Annotated in this window: 13 protein-coding genes; 5 read left to right on the forward strand and 8 right to left on the reverse strand. The window is 55.5% G+C overall.

The window, feature by feature from the left end; genetic code table 11:
- Window positions 1–315: 315 nt before the first annotated feature.
- The 5 genes from mnmE to rpmH form a co-directional block, all read right to left on the reverse strand.
- Entirely contained in the window at window positions 316–1,686 is a 1,371-nt protein-coding gene (mnmE, locus tag V0R60_RS04270; RefSeq protein WP_330078794.1) for a tRNA uridine-5-carboxymethylaminomethyl(34) synthesis GTPase MnmE, read from the reverse strand.
- Between the two features lie 84 nt (window positions 1,687–1,770).
- The gene (gene yidC, locus V0R60_RS04275) at window positions 1,771–3,453 is read right to left on the reverse strand and encodes a membrane protein insertase YidC (protein ID WP_136478853.1); all 1,683 of its coding nucleotides are present in this window, start codon (window positions 3,451–3,453) and stop codon (window positions 1,771–1,773) included.
- A gap of 2 nt (window positions 3,454–3,455) precedes the next feature.
- Window positions 3,456–3,701 (reverse strand): membrane protein insertion efficiency factor YidD, encoded by a 246-nt coding sequence (yidD, locus tag V0R60_RS04280; protein ID WP_082071379.1) that lies wholly within the window; start codon window positions 3,699–3,701, stop codon window positions 3,456–3,458.
- The gene (gene rnpA, locus V0R60_RS04285) at window positions 3,694–4,098 is read right to left on the reverse strand and encodes a ribonuclease P protein component (protein WP_045186563.1); all 405 of its coding nucleotides are present in this window, start codon (window positions 4,096–4,098) and stop codon (window positions 3,694–3,696) included. The genes yidD and rnpA overlap by 8 nt, the downstream gene beginning before the upstream one ends.
- A gap of 13 nt (window positions 4,099–4,111) precedes the next feature.
- On the reverse strand, window positions 4,112–4,246 hold the full coding sequence (rpmH, locus tag V0R60_RS04290) for a 50S ribosomal protein L34 (RefSeq protein WP_002551315.1): 135 nt from the start codon (window positions 4,244–4,246) through the stop codon (window positions 4,112–4,114).
- Window positions 4,247–4,826: 580 nt separating this feature from the next.
- Between rpmH and dnaA the strand changes: the two genes are divergently transcribed.
- The 4 genes from dnaA to gyrB are packed head-to-tail and all read left to right on the forward strand — an operon-like array spanning window position 4,827 to window position 11,029.
- Window positions 4,827–6,341 carry a chromosomal replication initiator protein DnaA gene (gene dnaA / locus V0R60_RS04295; protein ID WP_136473822.1) on the forward strand — a complete coding sequence of 505 codons (1,515 nt, stop codon included), beginning with the start codon at window positions 4,827–4,829 and terminating at the stop codon, window positions 6,339–6,341.
- A gap of 39 nt (window positions 6,342–6,380) precedes the next feature.
- Window positions 6,381–7,484, forward strand: coding sequence for a DNA polymerase III subunit beta (gene dnaN / locus V0R60_RS04300; RefSeq protein WP_136473823.1), 1,104 nt, complete (start codon window positions 6,381–6,383; stop codon window positions 7,482–7,484).
- Between the two features lie 19 nt (window positions 7,485–7,503).
- A complete protein-coding gene (recF, locus tag V0R60_RS04305; protein WP_330078793.1) occupies window positions 7,504–8,607 on the forward strand; it encodes a DNA replication/repair protein RecF in 1,104 nt (367 codons plus the stop codon).
- Between the two features lie 4 nt (window positions 8,608–8,611).
- A complete protein-coding gene (gene gyrB / locus V0R60_RS04310) occupies window positions 8,612–11,029 on the forward strand; it encodes a DNA topoisomerase (ATP-hydrolyzing) subunit B (protein ID WP_136473825.1) in 2,418 nt (805 codons plus the stop codon).
- Between the two features lie 140 nt (window positions 11,030–11,169).
- On the opposite strand, the gene V0R60_RS04315 is transcribed toward gyrB, so the two are convergent.
- The 3 genes from V0R60_RS04315 to V0R60_RS04325 all read right to left on the reverse strand — a co-directional run bounded on the left by V0R60_RS04315 (window position 11,170) and on the right by V0R60_RS04325 (window position 15,151).
- Window positions 11,170–12,060 carry a DUF2950 domain-containing protein gene (locus tag V0R60_RS04315; RefSeq protein ID WP_330078792.1) on the reverse strand — a complete coding sequence of 297 codons (891 nt, stop codon included), beginning with the start codon at window positions 12,058–12,060 and terminating at the stop codon, window positions 11,170–11,172.
- Window positions 12,061–12,074: 14 nt separating this feature from the next.
- Window positions 12,075–13,598, reverse strand: a complete 1,524-nt coding sequence (locus V0R60_RS04320) for a DUF3300 domain-containing protein (protein ID WP_330078791.1) — start codon at window positions 13,596–13,598, stop codon at window positions 12,075–12,077.
- A 236-nt stretch (window positions 13,599–13,834) separates the two neighbouring features.
- Window positions 13,835–15,151, reverse strand: coding sequence for a sigma-54 interaction domain-containing protein (locus V0R60_RS04325; RefSeq protein ID WP_330078790.1), 1,317 nt, complete (start codon window positions 15,149–15,151; stop codon window positions 13,835–13,837).
- A gap of 247 nt (window positions 15,152–15,398) precedes the next feature.
- Here V0R60_RS04325 and V0R60_RS04330 point away from each other — a divergent pair, with 247 nt between their 5' ends.
- Entirely contained in the window at window positions 15,399–16,283 is an 885-nt protein-coding gene (locus V0R60_RS04330; RefSeq protein ID WP_330078789.1) for an MBL fold metallo-hydrolase, read from the forward strand.
- Window positions 16,284–16,301 lie beyond the last annotated feature (18 nt).

Consider the following 16,301-nt stretch of genomic DNA (forward strand, 5'->3'; position numbering starts at 1 on the left):
TCTACAAGCCTTTATTTTCGTACTGTACAGAGATTTATAACCCTGTGGTCTACCCACCATGAGCACTCTGGATAAGCGTCTTAAGCCTGTGGATTAAAACGTCACTTACCCACAGGCGTCGTTATCTTCAGCTTTTAGGGCTAGTTATCAACGGAGCTGAGGCTAGGTTTTCCACAGGGCTTATTTATGCGAATTGAAGTCAGGCGCACAGGCGAACGCGCAGAGGTCGTGCCGAAGGCAGCTCTATGGGAAGGGAAATAGGTGGGAAAAGCGCAGCGGCCAGGCCCATTGCGGACCCGGCTGTGGATAAGAAAATTATTTACCGATGCAGAAGCTGGAGAAAATACGCCCGAGCAAATCGTCGGAACTGAATGCTCCGGTGATTTCGCCCAGCGCTTGCTGGGCCTGACGCAGGTCCTCTGCCAGCAGTTCACCGGCTCCTGCCAAGGTCAATTGAGCACGTCCGTGTTCTAGGTGTGCGCTAGCCCTTTGCAGTGCCTCCAAATGGCGTCTGCGGGCGCTGAAGCTGCTCTCCGCGGTTTGTTCATAGCCCATGCAGGCCTTTAGGTGCTCGCGCAGCAGCTCAAGCCCTTGGTCGGAATCCTTGGCACTCAAGGTGATCGTGACGTGGCCATCGTCACTTTTTTCCATCGTGATGCGCTCACCGCTCAAGTCAGCCTTGTTCCGTATCAGCGTGACCTTTGCTGGATCTGGACGCAGATCGAGAAATTCAGGCCACAAGGCAAAAGGATCACTTGCTTCGGGCGCCGTCGAGTCGACTACCAAGAGCACTCGATCAGCTTCAGTGATGGCCTTCAGCGCACGTTCGACGCCGATCTTTTCCACATGATCATCGGTATTGCGCAACCCTGCGGTGTCGACGACATGCAGCGGCATTCCATCAATGTGGATATGTTCGCGCAAAATATCCCGAGTGGTACCGGCGATGTCAGTAACAATGGCGGCCTCGCGACCGGCCAGCACGTTAAGCAAGCTGGATTTACCGGCGTTGGGGCGGCCAGCGATCACAACAGTCATGCCGTCGCGCAGCAATGCCCCCTGCCCTGCCTCTCGCTGTACGGTGGATAAGTGGGTACGGACATCATCGAGCATGCCCAGAACATGGCCATCGGCAAGAAAATCGATTTCTTCTTCAGGGAAGTCGATTGCCGCCTCGACGTAAATCCGCAAGCTGATCAGCTTTTCCGTAAGGTTATCCACACGACGGGAAAACTCACCCTGCAATGAACGCAAGGCATTGCGCGCAGCCTGTGCAGAACTGGCTTCGATCAAGTCGGCAATCGCCTCGGCCTGAGCCAGGTCGAGCTTGTCATTGAGGAACGCACGTTCGCTGAATTCCCCTGGACGAGCCAGACGACATCCCAGTTGTACACAGCGCTGCAGGAGCATGTCGAGCACTACAGGGCCGCCGTGTCCCTGCAACTCCAATACATCTTCGCCGGTGAATGAGTTCGGACCAGGGAAAAACAGAGCAATGCCTTCATCGACTATCAAGCCATCATCGGCGCGAAACGGTCCGTAGTGCGCATGCCGAGGAGTCAGCGATTTTCCGCAGATGACCAGCCCGGCTTGCTGCGCCAAAGGTCCGGAGAGTCGCACGATTCCAACGCCCCCACGCCCCTGGGCGGTAGCAATGGCGGCAATGGTTTCACGAACAGTATTCATGCTCGAAGGCCTCACGACAAAAAACGACAGATAGCAAAACGCCCCACGAGGGGGCGTTTATCCACAGGTTAGCTGGCTAACCCGTTATGCAGCGGCTTTCTTGGTAGCCTTCTCGATGCTGCGAGTGATGTACCACTGCTGCGCGATCGACAAGCAGTTGTTCACAACCCAGTACAGCACCAGACCTGCAGGGAACCACAGGAAGAAGAAGGTGAAGATGATAGGCATCATTTTCATTACCTTGGCCTGCATCGGATCCGGAGGCGTCGGGTTCAGCTGCTGCTGGATGAACATGGTTGCGCCCATGATGATCGGCAGGATGAAGAACGGATCCTTGATCGACAGGTCGGTAATCCAGAACATCCAAGGTGCTTGACGCATCTCGACGCTTTCAAGCAGTACCCAATACAGCGAAAGGAAGACTGGCATCTGCACTAGAATCGGCAGACAGCCACCCAACGGGTTGATCTTCTCTTTCTTGTACAGCTCCATCATGGCCTGCGACATTTTCTGCCGATCATCGCCATGCTGTTCTTTCAGTGCGGCCAGTTTTGGTGCAACGGCACGCATGCGCGCCATCGACTTGTAGCTGGCAGCCGACAGTGGGAAGAACAACAGCTTGATCAGCATGGTCAGGACGATGATCGACCAGCCCCAGTTGCCGAGCAGGTTGTGGATATGTTGCAGCAACCAGAAGATTGGCTGGGCGATGAACCACAGAATGCCGTAGTCGACAGTCAGTTCCAGACCTGGGGACAACGTTTTGAGTTTGTCCTGAATCTTAGGACCTGCGTACAACATGGCACTGGTTTCGCCGGTAGCGCCAGCGGCAACATTCAACGCCGGGCCAGTGAAACCAATGATGTAGTTACCTTGGCTGTCTTTACGCGTCTGAACGATATTGTTTTCAGACTTGTTCGGAATCCAGGCAGTAACGAAGTAGTGCTGGAGCCAGGCTACCCATCCACCGGTAACATTTTCTTTCAGATTTCCCTTGTCGATGTCTTTCATCGACACTTTTTTGTAGGGTTCTGAACTTGTCCACAGGGCAGCACCCAAGTAGGTCGCAGTACCAGTTGCAGTGCTGGAAGACGGATCCGAGCTGGCGTCACGCTTCAGTTGTGCAAACAGATTACCGGTCCAAGGCTGTGCGCTCTGGTTATCGATCAGGTAAGTAACGGTCAGATCATACTCGCCGCGCTTGAAACTGAAGCGCTTGATGTAGTTGACACCGTTATCGCTGAATTTGAGGTCGACTACCAGTTGATCCTGGCCATCAGCCAGTTGATAACTTTTCTTGTCGGCAGCGTACAACGGGCGACCGCTCGAACGTGCATCCGGACCATTGGTGCCAGTGAGGCCACTTTGAGCCAGGTAAGTACGTTCACCACCGTTATCGAACAACTGGAATGGAATGTCTGGATGATCCTGACGGCGCGGATACTTGGGCAGCATCAACTGGGCGATGTCACCACCGTTTGGATCGATAGCCAGGTCGAGTACGTCAGTTTTGACCCTAATCAGGTCTTTGCTAACGGCAACTGGCGCCAGTTCGGCAGGGCTGGATTCAGCGTTGGCACTCGGCACATCGGCGCTGGCGCCAGTGTTTCCGGCCTGCGCGGTATCCGGCAACGCCGGGGCAACGTTGCTGGCAGCAGTATTCTGAGTCGGCAAGGCAGCTTGGCCGTAGTCCTGGTTCCAGTTAAGGACCATGACATAGGACACGATTGCCAGGGCGACGATCAGGATCGTGCGTTTAATATCCATGATTACTCGGCTATCGAAGAAGAACGGGAAGAGGGAGCAGGCGGAACCGGGTCAAAACCGCCGGCATTCCACGGATGACAACGCCCCAGGCGACGAACGGTAAGCCACCCGCCACGTAAAAGACCATGGTTTTCGATGGCTTCTAACGCGTAGCAGGAGCAACTGGGGTAGAAACGACAGTGACTGGCCATCAGAGGACTAATGGCATAGCGGTAAAACTGGATCGGAACGAGTGCCAGTTTACGCATCTTGACTGTCTACCCCCACAGAGTCGGTGTTAACCACTGGAGCGGGCCGACTACGTGCGAGGCGCTTCCAGAGCTTGCCAAAATGTTGGTGCAATTCTGGGTTTTCAATCTCGCCCAACCCTTTGCGCGCGACGATCACGATATCCCAACCTGCAAGCAAGTGCTGGTTCAGGCGAAACGAATCGCGCATCAGGCGTTTCAGGCGATTGCGTTGAACGGAGAGCTTGACGCTCTTTTTCCCGATCACAAGCCCCAGACGGGGATGATCCAGACCGTTCTCGCGAGCAAGGAGCAGGAGGTTTTTCCCTGGAACCTTGCCGGTTGGGGAGTCGAAGACCGCTTTGAAGTGTCGGGGAATAAGCAGACGCTTTTCCCGACTGAAGTCCTGACTCACCACCAGTGCCGAAAAATCAAACTGCCAGGCGCTTACGGCCTTTGGCACGGCGACGCGACAGAACGGCACGACCGTTCTTGGTGGCCATACGAGCACGGAAACCGTGAGTGCGAGCGCGCTTGATGGTGCTTGGTTGGAAAGTACGTTTCATGGCGTGTTACCTGGTTCGTCGACTACGGGCCGGAATGGCCCCCGTTTTAAGAGACCGGCGATTCTAGAGAAAGCGCGGCCGTAGGTCAATTTCCAACCAGCTTTTCCTTATAGACGGAAAGTTCTTCGTTGCGGTGGAGCGTGGGGACGGACTAAACCTGCGAACGCTTAAACATAAAAAAAAAGAGAGGAATTATTTAAAGCTTTTCTGTAAATCTTATAAAGCTTAAGCCGATCATTTCTGTGGATAGATTGCTGTAGGCCTTGTGAAACGTCATGTACAAGGAATTGAAACCTTGTCGAGAAGAGGTGTTTTTACTGTGCTGTAGGCTCGGAAAAGCTGTGGATTAAATAGCTTGTTATCCACAGGGCGGTTATCCACCGATTTCAACCCCCAGTTGTGCATAGACCTCAAGTGCGGTTATCCACAGAGCTTATGCACAAGGCCAAAGGGTCATTTTTGCCACTAAATTGCTGATTTATCGCTGTGCTCGTAGCAGGTGCATGTGGATAACTGCGCTGGTGCTCGGTACAATGGGCGCTTGTTTTTGCCTCACCGGCTTTCAACTCAGGGGATATCCGTGTCAGTGGAACTTTGGCAGCAGTGCGTGGAGCTTCTGCGCGATGAACTGCCTGCCCAGCAATTCAACACCTGGATCCGTCCGCTACAGGTCGAAGCCGAAGGCGACGAGTTGCGCGTCTACGCGCCTAATCGTTTTGTTCTCGACTGGGTCAACGAAAAGTACCTGAGCCGCTTGCTCGAACTGTTGGGTGAGCATGGCAACGGGATGGCGCCTGCTCTTTCCTTATTAATAGGTAGCAGGCGCAGTTCGGCACCGCGCGCTGCTCCCAATGCACCGTTGGCTGCCGCCGTCGCTGCATCCCAGGCGCAGGCCGCGCAAGTCGCAGTGGTCAATGAACCTGTCTCAAAACCTGTTGCAGCGGTGGCTGTTGCTGAAGTCGAACAAGCCCCATCACGGGACAGCTTCGATTCGATGGGCGACCCCAATACCGCGCCAGCGCCAAGCGGCCGTGCCGAGCAACGCACCGTTCAGGTAGAAGGCGCGCTCAAGCACACCAGCTACTTGAATCGAACCTTTACCTTCGAGAATTTTGTCGAAGGTAAATCCAACCAGCTTGCTCGCGCGGCTGCCTGGCAAGTCGCTGACAACCCCAAGCACGGCTATAACCCGTTGTTCCTTTACGGCGGTGTAGGTCTTGGTAAAACGCACTTGATGCACGCTGTGGGTAACCATCTGCTCAAGAAGAATCCGAATGCCAAGGTTGTCTACCTGCATTCGGAGCGCTTCGTTGCTGATATGGTCAAGGCGCTGCAGCTCAACGCGATCAACGAATTCAAACGTTTTTACCGCTCGGTTGATGCGTTGCTGATCGATGACATTCAGTTCTTCGCTCGTAAGGAGCGATCCCAGGAAGAGTTTTTCCACACTTTCAACGCCTTGCTCGAAGGTGGTCAGCAAGTAATTTTGACTAGCGACCGCTATCCGAAAGAGATCGAAGGTTTGGAGGAGCGCCTGAAGTCGCGCTTCGGTTGGGGTTTGACTGTAGCTGTTGAACCTCCTGAACTGGAAACTCGCGTGGCCATCCTTATGAAGAAGGCCGACCAGGCGAAGGTCGATCTTCCTCATGATGCTGCATTCTTCATTGCCCAGCGCATTCGCTCCAACGTGCGTGAACTTGAAGGCGCTTTGAAGCGAGTCATCGCTCACTCGCACTTCATGGGACGCGACATCACCATCGAGCTGATTCGTGAGTCGCTGAAGGATCTGCTGGCGTTGCAGGACAAACTGGTGAGTGTGGATAACATCCAGCGCACAGTTGCCGAGTACTACAAGATCAAGATTTCCGACTTGTTGTCCAAGCGCCGTTCTCGTTCGGTTGCTCGACCGCGTCAGGTTGCCATGGCCCTGTCCAAGGAGCTGACCAACCACAGCTTGCCGGAAATCGGTGATGTTTTCGGCGGCCGCGACCACACTACGGTGTTGCACGCATGCCGCAAGATCAATGAACTCAAGGAATCCGACGCGGATATCCGCGAGGACTACAAGAACCTGCTGCGGACTCTGACGACGTGATTGGCGTCAGCGCAGCTTATTAAGGCAAGGGACTAGACCATGCACTTCACCATTCAACGCGAAGCCCTGTTGAAACCCCTGCAACTGGTCGCAGGCGTCGTTGAGCGCCGCCAGACCTTGCCAGTACTGTCCAACGTACTGCTGGTTGTTCAGGGACAACAACTTTCACTCACTGGTACCGATCTGGAAGTGGAACTGGTTGGCCGTGTGCAGCTCGAAGAGCCCGCCGAGCCAGGGGAGATCACCGTACCTGCGCGCAAGCTGATGGATATTTGCAAAAGCTTGCCCAACGATGCACTGATCGACATCAAGCTCGATGAACAGAAGATTATCGTCAAGGCTGGCCGGAGCCGATTCACCCTCTCGACCTTGCCAGCCAATGACTTCCCAACTGTTGAGGAAGGTCCTGGTTCGCTGACCTGCAACCTTGAGCAGAGTCGGCTGCGCCGCTTGATCGAGCGCACCAGCTTCGCCATGGCCCAACAGGATGTGCGTTACTACCTCAACGGCATGTTGCTGGAGGTCTCTGCAGACACCTTGCGCGCCGTAGCCACCGATGGTCACCGTTTGGCCATGTGCTCCATGCGCGCTGACATCGGTCATGCCGATCGTCATCAAGTTATCGTGCCGCGCAAAGGTATCCTGGAATTGGCTCGCCTGCTGACTGAGCCTGATGGCATGGTCAGCATCGTACTGGGTCAACATCACATTCGTGCCACCACGGGCGAGTTCACCTTCACCTCCAAGTTGGTCGATGGCAAATTCCCAGACTACGAACGTGTGCTGCCCAAGGGTGGCGACAAGCTGGTAATTGGTGACCGTCAGGCGCTGCGTGAGGCGTTTAGCCGTACCGCCATTCTGTCCAACGAGAAATATCGAGGCATTCGTCTGCAACTGGCCAACGGTCAGCTCAAGATTCAAGCGAACAACCCTGAACAGGAAGAGGCTGAAGAAGAGATCAGCGTCGACTACAACGGTAGCTCGCTGGAAATCGGCTTCAACGTCAGCTATCTGCTAGACGTACTGGGTGTCATGACTACTGAGCAAGTTCGCCTGATTCTTTCGGACTCCAATAGCAGCGCCCTGCTGCAGGAAGCCGATAACGACGACTCCGCTTACGTTGTCATGCCAATGCGTCTGTAATTTGTCCAGCAGACTTTAGATGTCCCTCAGTCGCGTTTCGGTCACCGCGGTGCGTAATCTGCACCCGGTGACCTTCTCTCCCTCCCCCCGCATCAATATCCTGTACGGCGCCAATGGCAGTGGGAAAACCAGTGTGTTGGAAGCGGTGCATCTGTTGGGCCTGGCCCGATCCTTTCGCAGCACGCGTCTAACGCCTGTCATTCAATACGAACAGTTGGCTTGTACGGTATTCGGCCAAGTCGAGTTGAGTGAAGGTGGATCAAGCAATCTGGGTATTTCGCGGGATCGGCAAGGTGAGTTCACCATTCGTATCGACGGGCAAAATGCTCGAAGTGCCGCGCAGTTGGCAGAGATTCTGCCGCTGCAATTAATCAACCCGGACAGCTTTCGCTTGTTGGAAGGGGCACCAAAAATCCGTCGCCAGTTCCTTGATTGGGGCGTGTTCCACGTGGAACCCCGCTTCATGGCCACATGGCAACGCCTGCAGAAGGCTTTGCGGCAGCGGAACTCATGGTTGCGGCATGGTACACTTGACGCTGTTTCGCAAGCGGCTTGGGACCGGGAACTGTGCCTGGCCAGTGCTGAAATGGATGAATACCGCCGAAATTACATCAAGGCCTTGAAGCCCGTCTTTGAGCAAACCCTGAGCGATTTGGTCGAACTCGACGGACTGACCCTGAGTTACTACCGTGGCTGGGACAAAGAGCGAGAGCTTAGTGAAGTGCTCGCTTCGTCCTTGCAACGCGATCAGCAAATGGGCCATACCCAGGCTGGACCGCAACGAGCTGATTTGCGCTTGAGACTCGGCGCACATAACGCCGCCGATATATTGTCTCGGGGCCAGCAGAAACTAGTGGTCTGTGCACTGCGCATTGCCCAAGGGCACCTGGTTAGCCAGGCGCGACGCGGCCAATGTATTTATCTTGTGGATGATTTGCCGTCCGAGTTGGATGAGCAACACCGCCACGCACTTTGCCGCTTGTTGGAAGACTTACGCTGCCAGGTGTTTATCACCTGTGTAGATCATGAATTATTGAGGGAAGGCTGGCAGACGGAAACGCCAGTTGCTTTGTTCCACGTGGAACAGGGCCGTATCACCCAGACCCACGACCATCGGGAGTGAAGGCATGAGCGAAAATCAAACGTACGACTCCTCCAGCATTAAAGTGCTGAAAGGGCTAGATGCCGTGCGCAAGCGTCCCGGTATGTACATTGGCGACACCGATGATGGTAGCGGTCTGCACCACATGGTGTTCGAGGTGCTCGATAACTCGATCGACGAAGCACTCGCCGGTCACTGCGATGACATCACCGTAACTATCCACCCGGACGAATCTGTCAGTGTTCGCGATAACGGTCGCGGCATTCCAGTGGACGTGCACAAAGAGGAAGGCGTATCCGCCGCCGAGGTCATCATGACCGTCTTGCACGCAGGCGGTAAGTTTGACGATAACTCCTACAAAGTATCCGGCGGTCTGCACGGTGTAGGTGTTTCTGTTGTTAACGCCCTGTCTGAACAGTTACTTCTGACAGTTCGTCGTAGCGGAAAGATCTGGGAACAGACCTATGTTCACGGCGTTCCACAGGCGCCTATGGCTATTGTCGGCGACAGTGAAACTACCGGCACCCAGATTCACTTCAAACCTTCGAGCGAGACGTTCAAGAACATCCACTTCAGCTGGGATATCTTGGCCAAGCGGATTCGTGAATTGTCCTTTCTCAACTCTGGCGTTGGTATCCTGCTGAAGGACGAGCGTTCGGGCAAAGAAGAATACTTCAAGTACGAAGGTGGTCTGCGTGCCTTCGTCGAGTTCCTCAACACCAACAAGACTCCGGTCAACCAGGTGTTCCACTTCAGCGTACAACGCGAAGACGGTGTGGGTGTTGAAATTGCCCTGCAATGGAACGATAGCTTCAACGAGAACCTGTTGTGCTTCACCAACAACATTCCGCAGCGTGATGGCGGTACTCACTTGGTCGGCTTCCGCTCGGCGTTGACGCGTAACCTGAACAACTACATCGAGCAAGAAGGCCTGGCGAAGAAGAACAAGGTTTCGACCACCGGCGATGATGCCCGAGAAGGTTTGACCGCGATCATCTCGGTGAAGGTACCGGATCCCAAGTTCAGCTCGCAGACCAAAGACAAGCTGGTTTCTTCGGAAGTCAAAACAGCCGTTGAACAAGAGATGGGTAAATACTTCTCTGACTTCCTGCTGGAAAACCCGAATGAAGCCAAAGCCGTCGTCGGCAAGATGATTGATGCTGCACGTGCTCGAGAAGCGGCGCGCAAGGCGAGAGAAATGACTCGCCGTAAAGGCGCGCTGGACATCGCGGGTCTGCCAGGCAAACTGGCTGACTGCCAAGAGAAGGACCCTGCCCTTTCCGAACTGTACCTGGTGGAGGGTGACTCCGCAGGTGGTTCGGCCAAGCAAGGCCGCAACCGCAAGACGCAGGCTATCCTGCCGCTTAAAGGTAAGATCCTGAACGTCGAGAAAGCGCGTTTCGACAAGATGATCTCGTCCCAGGAAGTGGGCACACTGATCACGGCGTTGGGCTGTGGTATCGGCCGCGAAGAGTACAACATCGACAAGTTGCGCTATCACAACATCATTATCATGACCGATGCTGACGTCGACGGTTCGCACATTCGTACGCTGCTGCTGACCTTCTTCTTCCGTCAGCTGCCTGAACTGGTCGAGCGTGGTTACATCTACATTGCTCAGCCACCACTGTACAAGGTCAAGAAGGGCAAGCAAGAGCAGTACATCAAAGACGACGAGGCCATGGAAGAATACATGACCCAATCGGCTCTGGAAGATGCCAGCTTGCACCTGGACGAATCGGCACCTCCTGTTTCCGGCGTTGAGCTGGAGCGTCTGGTAAACGAATTCCGTACGGTGATGAAGACCCTCAAGCGTTTGTCGCGCCTGTACCCTCAGGAACTGACCGAGCACTTCGTTTACTTGCCGGCCGTAACCCTGGAGCAACTGGGTGACCATGCTGCAATGCAGGAATGGTTGGGCAAGTTTGAAGAGCGTCTGCGTATCAGCGAGAAGTCGGGCCTGCTGTACAAGGCCAGCCTGCGTGAAGACAAAGAGCGCAATGTCTGGTTGCCGGAAGTGGAAATCACCTCCCACGGTCTCGCCAGCTACGTTACTTTCAACCGTGACTTCTTCGGTAGTAACGACTATCGCACCGTTACTGCCCTGGGCGCGCAACTGAGCACCCTGCTCGGCGAGGGTGCCTATGTGCAGCGAGGTGAACGCAAGAAGGCGATCACTGAGTTCAAGGAAGCGCTCGACTGGCTGATGACCGAAAGCACCAAGCGTCACACCATTCAGCGATACAAAGGTCTGGGTGAGATGAACCCTGATCAACTCTGGGAAACCACGATGGACCCAACTGTGCGTCGGATGCTCAAGGTGACTATTGAAGATGCGATCGCTGCCGATCAGATCTTCAACACGCTGATGGGGGATGCCGTTGAGCCGCGTCGCGAGTTCATTGAAAGCAACGCATTGGCGGTGTCTAACCTGGATTTCTGATCCGACGAAGGTTCACGTAAAGCAGTAACGTATCAAGAATGAATGGCCGACCAGAATCTGAAACAAGGCTGGTCGGTCATTATCAAGCCCGCTAACGCGGGCTTTTTTTTGTGCAGATTTCATATGTCGAGCTAGTTTCTTCAGCGCGTGTTCTCCGCGTCCTTTACTTCGCTCCAACTGCTGTCGGGATCGAAACGTGTGATCGCAGCAGCGTGTTTTGTGCTGTCCTGGCCGAGGTCTTTCTCGAACAGTTCGCCGTCGTGGCTGATCATGAAGCTCATCACGCCAGTGTCATCGTAGGTCGTCGGCCAGGCAATTACGGCAAAGCCACGGGTCATGTGATCACCGATCTTGTAGTTATAGGCGCCGCCCGGCGCCGAAGGTCCCTGGGCAGTGAGGATACGATAGTGATAGCCGTGCCAGTCATCGCCAACGGCGGCATCACCAAAGAGCGGTCCGAGCGGACTTTCCTCGATGCCCTCCTCCTCTGGCCAGTACAGACCGTCGAACTGACCGTCGCTACTGATGAATTTTTGTGCGTACTCGAGGACCCCATCGTTATTGCGATCAACTTCGGCGTAATCCATCTGAGCATCGTGGTAGGCACGCACCGCTTCAATGGTTGCAAGTTCGTTTCGTCCGATACGGCGTAAGCGGATCTCCTTGGCGCCGGCTTTGGTATCGAATGACCAACCATTAGCACTGTGTCTTACGGGAATGGGAAATACCCAGGACGCGTCACCGACAACCAAATGCGCTCTGTCCGGGCTGTCAGCCTGAATTTGATGCTTTTGCTTGTAGAGAGAGAGGAAGGCGTCGACATCTTTTCGGTCAACGTTCTTGGTTGGGATGTAACTTTGCCAGTCGTTGCCGAGCAGGTTTGCCAACTGTTTACTATCGGCTTTTTCACCACCCAGCGCCTGTACCAACGCTTCACCTGCAGCCTGCGCATCTGGGAAATGTTTTTGAGCGTAACTGCTGGACGCCCACAGCAGGAGCATAACAAGCGCAAATCGACTTGTAGTATTCATGACTGACTCTCCTCTCAACGGCGACGGCCGCCACCGCTGGATTGCATCCGTACGGGTCGTTGCACCTGGTGGCCCGCAGACGCTACGGAGGGTCGGCTGGCGCTTCGTTGGCTGACCTGGCCACGATTGCTGGCTATGCGTGACTGCGAAGGGTTGCGCACACCGGCCAAGGCATTGTTGCGTGGCGCCTGCGTGCTCGCATGCTGCTGGCGCACTTGTTGGCGTACCTGTTGGTTGCGCGCAGGCTGTTGATGCTGGCGATTCTGTAGAGGCGCCTGAGCACGCTGGCGGGTTTGAGCATCACTTTTCAGTTGGCGGTCGGCAACCTGGGCGCGTTCGCGTGCGCTACCGGTCTGGCTGATACCTTGTTTTTCAAGGCTTTGTTGGGCGCGCTCGCGGTCGGCACTCTGCACCCTTTGACGGGCTTCAAGGTTGCTGGTTGCCGGTGCTTCTATGCCATGCTGCGCGAGGCTTTCCCGGGCTCGCGCGCGGTCTTCGACACGGGCCGGCGTGTCACCGCGGTAGACCGTGCGCTGTTCGCTGCCCGGTAAACGTCGGTCGAACTGGGCCCTGCTGGCTTGGTCGCGGTACGGAACGCCGTCGCGGTACGCAGGATTGTGACGCCAGTTGTTCTGGTTGGCATCGAGCCTTCGGTTGACGTTGTTGATGTTGTTGTAGCGATTTACATTGATATCGACGTCATGATCGTCCCAGTCGCAATCACCCCACAGGGAATTGACGATCGCTATGCCGGCACCGAAAGCCAGGCCTGTGGCCAACGCCGTAGCGATGGGATACTCCGGTGGCGGTGGATAATACGCTGGTGGATAGGACGGGGATGACCAATTGCCGTACACCACAGAAGGGTTGTAACTGGGCACGTAGACAACCTGCGGGTTGGTTGGTTGGATGACAATGGTTTGTGCCGGTGCGCTACCTTGCACCACTGTGGTTGTGCCGCCTGCCGCGGCACTTGCCGGTTGTACTGTGACAGTCTGCTGTTCGTTGGACTCCAGATGGCCTGCTGCCTTGGCTTTGGCACGCAGGCGCTGCACCGAGTTCATGACCGCGTCGGGCTGGGCAAGAAAGGCATCGCCGACGCGCTGCACCCAGACTGGGTCCTGCCCGAGGGTAGCCAGTACCTGTGGAAAAGCCACCAACGATTGCACGCTGGGATCCCACGGTTGGTCGGCGACCTGTTGGACGGCGGCATCACCGCTGACCTTGGGATGCGCCTTGGACCAAACAACGGCGTCAGCGACATTGCCTGGATAGGTGGTAGCCATCAGTACCTGAGCCAGTAACGCGTCCGGATACAACGCCAGCGGGGCAAGCATTTGATCAAGTTGCTCGGTGCTGAACACCGCTTCGCTTGGGGCCGTTGGAGCGGCTGGAGGGGGTGCAGATTCTGGTGCGGCCGCAACAGTCGATGCGGATGACGCGGTCGTTGCCTTGGGTGGTGCATCCTTATCGGAACAGCCTGAGAGCGCAAGCATGGCGATGGTTAGCAAAATCGCCCGGTGAAGACAGGCAGACATGACGATGCTCCTGTGGCAGAAAAGACAGAGCGGAACGTCAGGCGGTTGGCCCTACTGGTTTCCGACCGACAATCGACGCTTGGACAGCTCTCCGCAGCGGGTGAGCAGTATCAGCGTAGAAGAAAAAAGCGCTGTCGAATGAGCACAATCGCATGCAACGGACTGCTTCCTGTGAGCCCGTTCTCAACATCGGATGTTCCACGTGGAACCTATCGAGCTTTAAGCACGGCGGATATTTACAAACCCAGTTCACGCAAGCGTCGGTAAAGGGTTCTTTCACTCAATCCCAGATGCCTGGCGAGTTCACTGCGAGAACCTGAAAAGTTTTCCAGTGCCTGCGCCAGTTGCGCAAAACCTTGTTTGTCACGGCGCCGCAAAGGGATTGGAGTCCTGTCCAGGGCGCTGCGCAAGTCACTCGGTAAATGTTCGGCACGGATAACGCCGTCGTCGGCGAATAGCCTTGCTCGCTCGAGAATGTTGCGCAGCTCACGAATGTTTCCTGGAAAGCTGTGCAGCCTGAGTAGCTTCAGTGTTTCGCTATCGACATGAGGTGCGGATTTTCCCGCCATCCGTTGCAGCAGGCTTTCGATCAGTAAGGGCAGGTCTTCTGCGCGCTCACGAAGTGAAGGCAGACGAATGGGAAAGCCACTGATTCGGTAATACAGGTCTTCTCGAAAGGTCCCTGCAGCGACCATTTCCTTGAGCGGCTTATGGGTGGCTGAAACAAGCCTGAAATCCGAATGGACTGTTCGCAAGCTTCCAACCGGACGAAAGCTGCCTGACTCGATCAGGCGTAAAAGCTTTACTTGCATGGCCAGCGGTACTTCGCCGATTTCATCCAGGAACAGAGTTCCGCCGTGAGCGGCTTCAGCGAGTCCGATCTTGCGTTGCAGGGCGCCTGTGAAAGCGCCCTTCTCGTAACCGAACAGCTCGCTTTCGAACAGTGACTCGGTCAGGCCGGTGCAGTCGACAACAACCAGTGGACCGGCGTTACGCGCACTGCCCAAATGCAAGGCTCGTGCGAAGAGCTCCTTGCCTGTTCCAGATTCCCCCTGGAGCAGCACCGGTATCTGCGCTGGTGCTGCCCGCTGCAGACTTGCCAATGCGTCTGTGAAGGCTGGCGCGCGCCCAACCAACCCTTGTTGCTGAGGTTGTGCAGAGGCTACTGCGATGCTGGTAAGTCGTTCGACAAAGGCAATCACTTCACCTTGTTGGTCAAGGATCGGGCGCAACTCTACGTCAACATGCTCGGGGCCGCGCGGGGTGTGGTGAACGTGCAGCACGCGCTCAGGGGCTCGACTGCTCCATGCCTTGCGCATTGGACAGAGTTCACCGGCTTGGTCGCATGGCACAGCGTAGTGATGGGAAATCCGATGGCATTTACCGCCGACGGGAGATTGGCCTTCAACCCCGAACTGGCGTTGGTAGGCAGCATTGGCGGCGAGAATGTTGTAATCGGTATCCAGAACGATTGTCGGTTGGGGGTCGTGTTCAAGGTACGACACCAGCGCTTGAACTGCGGGGGCGGGGAATTTTCGCGAGGAATAAGACATAAGGCACCAGGAAAAGCACGTGAGCAGCTTAACTGAAAGGCGAGCCCGACTGCCAAAAACTGCCATTGACTGCCAGCAATTGGCAGAAACTTCGGCAGTGGGTAGGGGCCGAAGTCTATGTCATTCAATAAAAGCGGCGTTTGGCCTCGAAAAATTGGCCTGTTAACGGTGGCATGTATCTTGATGGCAGCTTCGCCATGCGCACTTGGCTCGACGCCCAGGCACACGAATTATCTGGAGAGTGGTAATGATCATCGGCGGCAATTTGTATGTGGAGGCCCTGTTCGACAGTGCCACCTCGACCATCAGCTATCTGGTGATGGACCGTGACAGTAGCCAATGTGCGTTGGTCGACAGCGTGCTGGACTACGATCCCAAATCCGGACGTACCAGCAGTTGTTCAGCAGACAAGTTGGTTGCTCGGGTGAAAGAGCTGGGCGCTACGGTCCAGTGGATTCTCGAAACCCATGTGCATGCCGATCATCTGTCTGCCGCGGCGTATCTCAAGGCGGCCTTGGGGGGGCAAATTGCAATCGGCAGCCAGATTACTCAAGTGCAAAAAGTCTTTGGCACCTTGTTCAATGCTGACAGCCGCTTCGCTCGCGATGGCAGCCAATTCGATGTGCTGTTCGATGACGAGCAGCACTTTGCAATTGGTAACCTGCAAGCTCGCGCCTTGCACACCCCAGGGCATACGCCGGCCTGCATGACCTACGTGGTCGAGATTGGGGGGCAAGCTGTCGCCTTTGTGGGTGACACCCTATTCATGCCGGATTACGGCACAGCCCGCTGTGACTTCCCTGGGGCAAGCGCTCGTACGTTGTATCGCTCGATCCAGCGCATTCTTGCCCTCCCCGCCGATACGCGGTTGTTCATGTGCCATGACTACCTGCCGGGAGGGCGTGAGCTTCGTTACATGACCACCGTGGCCGAGCAACGTGCCAGCAACATCCATGTGAAAGAAGGCATCAGCGAGGACAGCTTCGTCTCCATGCGCGAAGCCCGCGATGCCACGCTCGACATGCCAGTGCTGATCCTGCCTTCGGTACAGATCAACATGCGCAGTGGCCAACTGCCTGAACCGGAAGAAAACGGAGTGCGTTATTTGAAAATTCCGCTCAACGCACTCTGAGCAGTACCCAGAATTATT

The organism is Pseudomonas auratipiscis, assembly GCF_036324085.1.
GTDB lineage: Bacteria > Pseudomonadota > Gammaproteobacteria > Pseudomonadales > Pseudomonadaceae > Aquipseudomonas > Aquipseudomonas auratipiscis.

Bases quoted from the DNA above. Each gene is read 5' to 3' on its own strand.
- V0R60_RS04315 (WP_330078792.1), bottom strand. From the start codon at position 12,060: ATGAATACTACAAGTCGATTTGCGCTTGTTATGCTCCTGCTGTGGGCG.
- V0R60_RS04330 (WP_330078789.1), top strand. From the start codon at position 15,399: ATGATCATCGGCGGCAATTTGTATGTGGAGGCCCTGTTCGACAGTGCC.
- gyrB (WP_136473825.1), top strand. From the start codon at position 8,612: ATGAGCGAAAATCAAACGTACGACTCCTCCAGCATTAAAGTGCTGAAA.
- recF (WP_330078793.1), top strand. From the start codon at position 7,504: ATGTCCCTCAGTCGCGTTTCGGTCACCGCGGTGCGTAATCTGCACCCG.
- mnmE (WP_330078794.1), bottom strand. From the start codon at position 1,686: ATGAATACTGTTCGTGAAACCATTGCCGCCATTGCTACCGCCCAGGGG.
- dnaN (WP_136473823.1), top strand. From the start codon at position 6,381: ATGCACTTCACCATTCAACGCGAAGCCCTGTTGAAACCCCTGCAACTG.
- rpmH (WP_002551315.1), bottom strand. From the start codon at position 4,246: ATGAAACGTACTTTCCAACCAAGCACCATCAAGCGCGCTCGCACTCAC.
- V0R60_RS04320 (WP_330078791.1), bottom strand. From the start codon at position 13,598: ATGTCTGCCTGTCTTCACCGGGCGATTTTGCTAACCATCGCCATGCTT.
- yidD (WP_082071379.1), bottom strand. From the start codon at position 3,701: ATGCGTAAACTGGCACTCGTTCCGATCCAGTTTTACCGCTATGCCATT.
- yidC (WP_136478853.1), bottom strand. From the start codon at position 3,453: ATGGATATTAAACGCACGATCCTGATCGTCGCCCTGGCAATCGTGTCC.
- V0R60_RS04325 (WP_330078790.1), bottom strand. From the start codon at position 15,151: ATGTCTTATTCCTCGCGAAAATTCCCCGCCCCCGCAGTTCAAGCGCTG.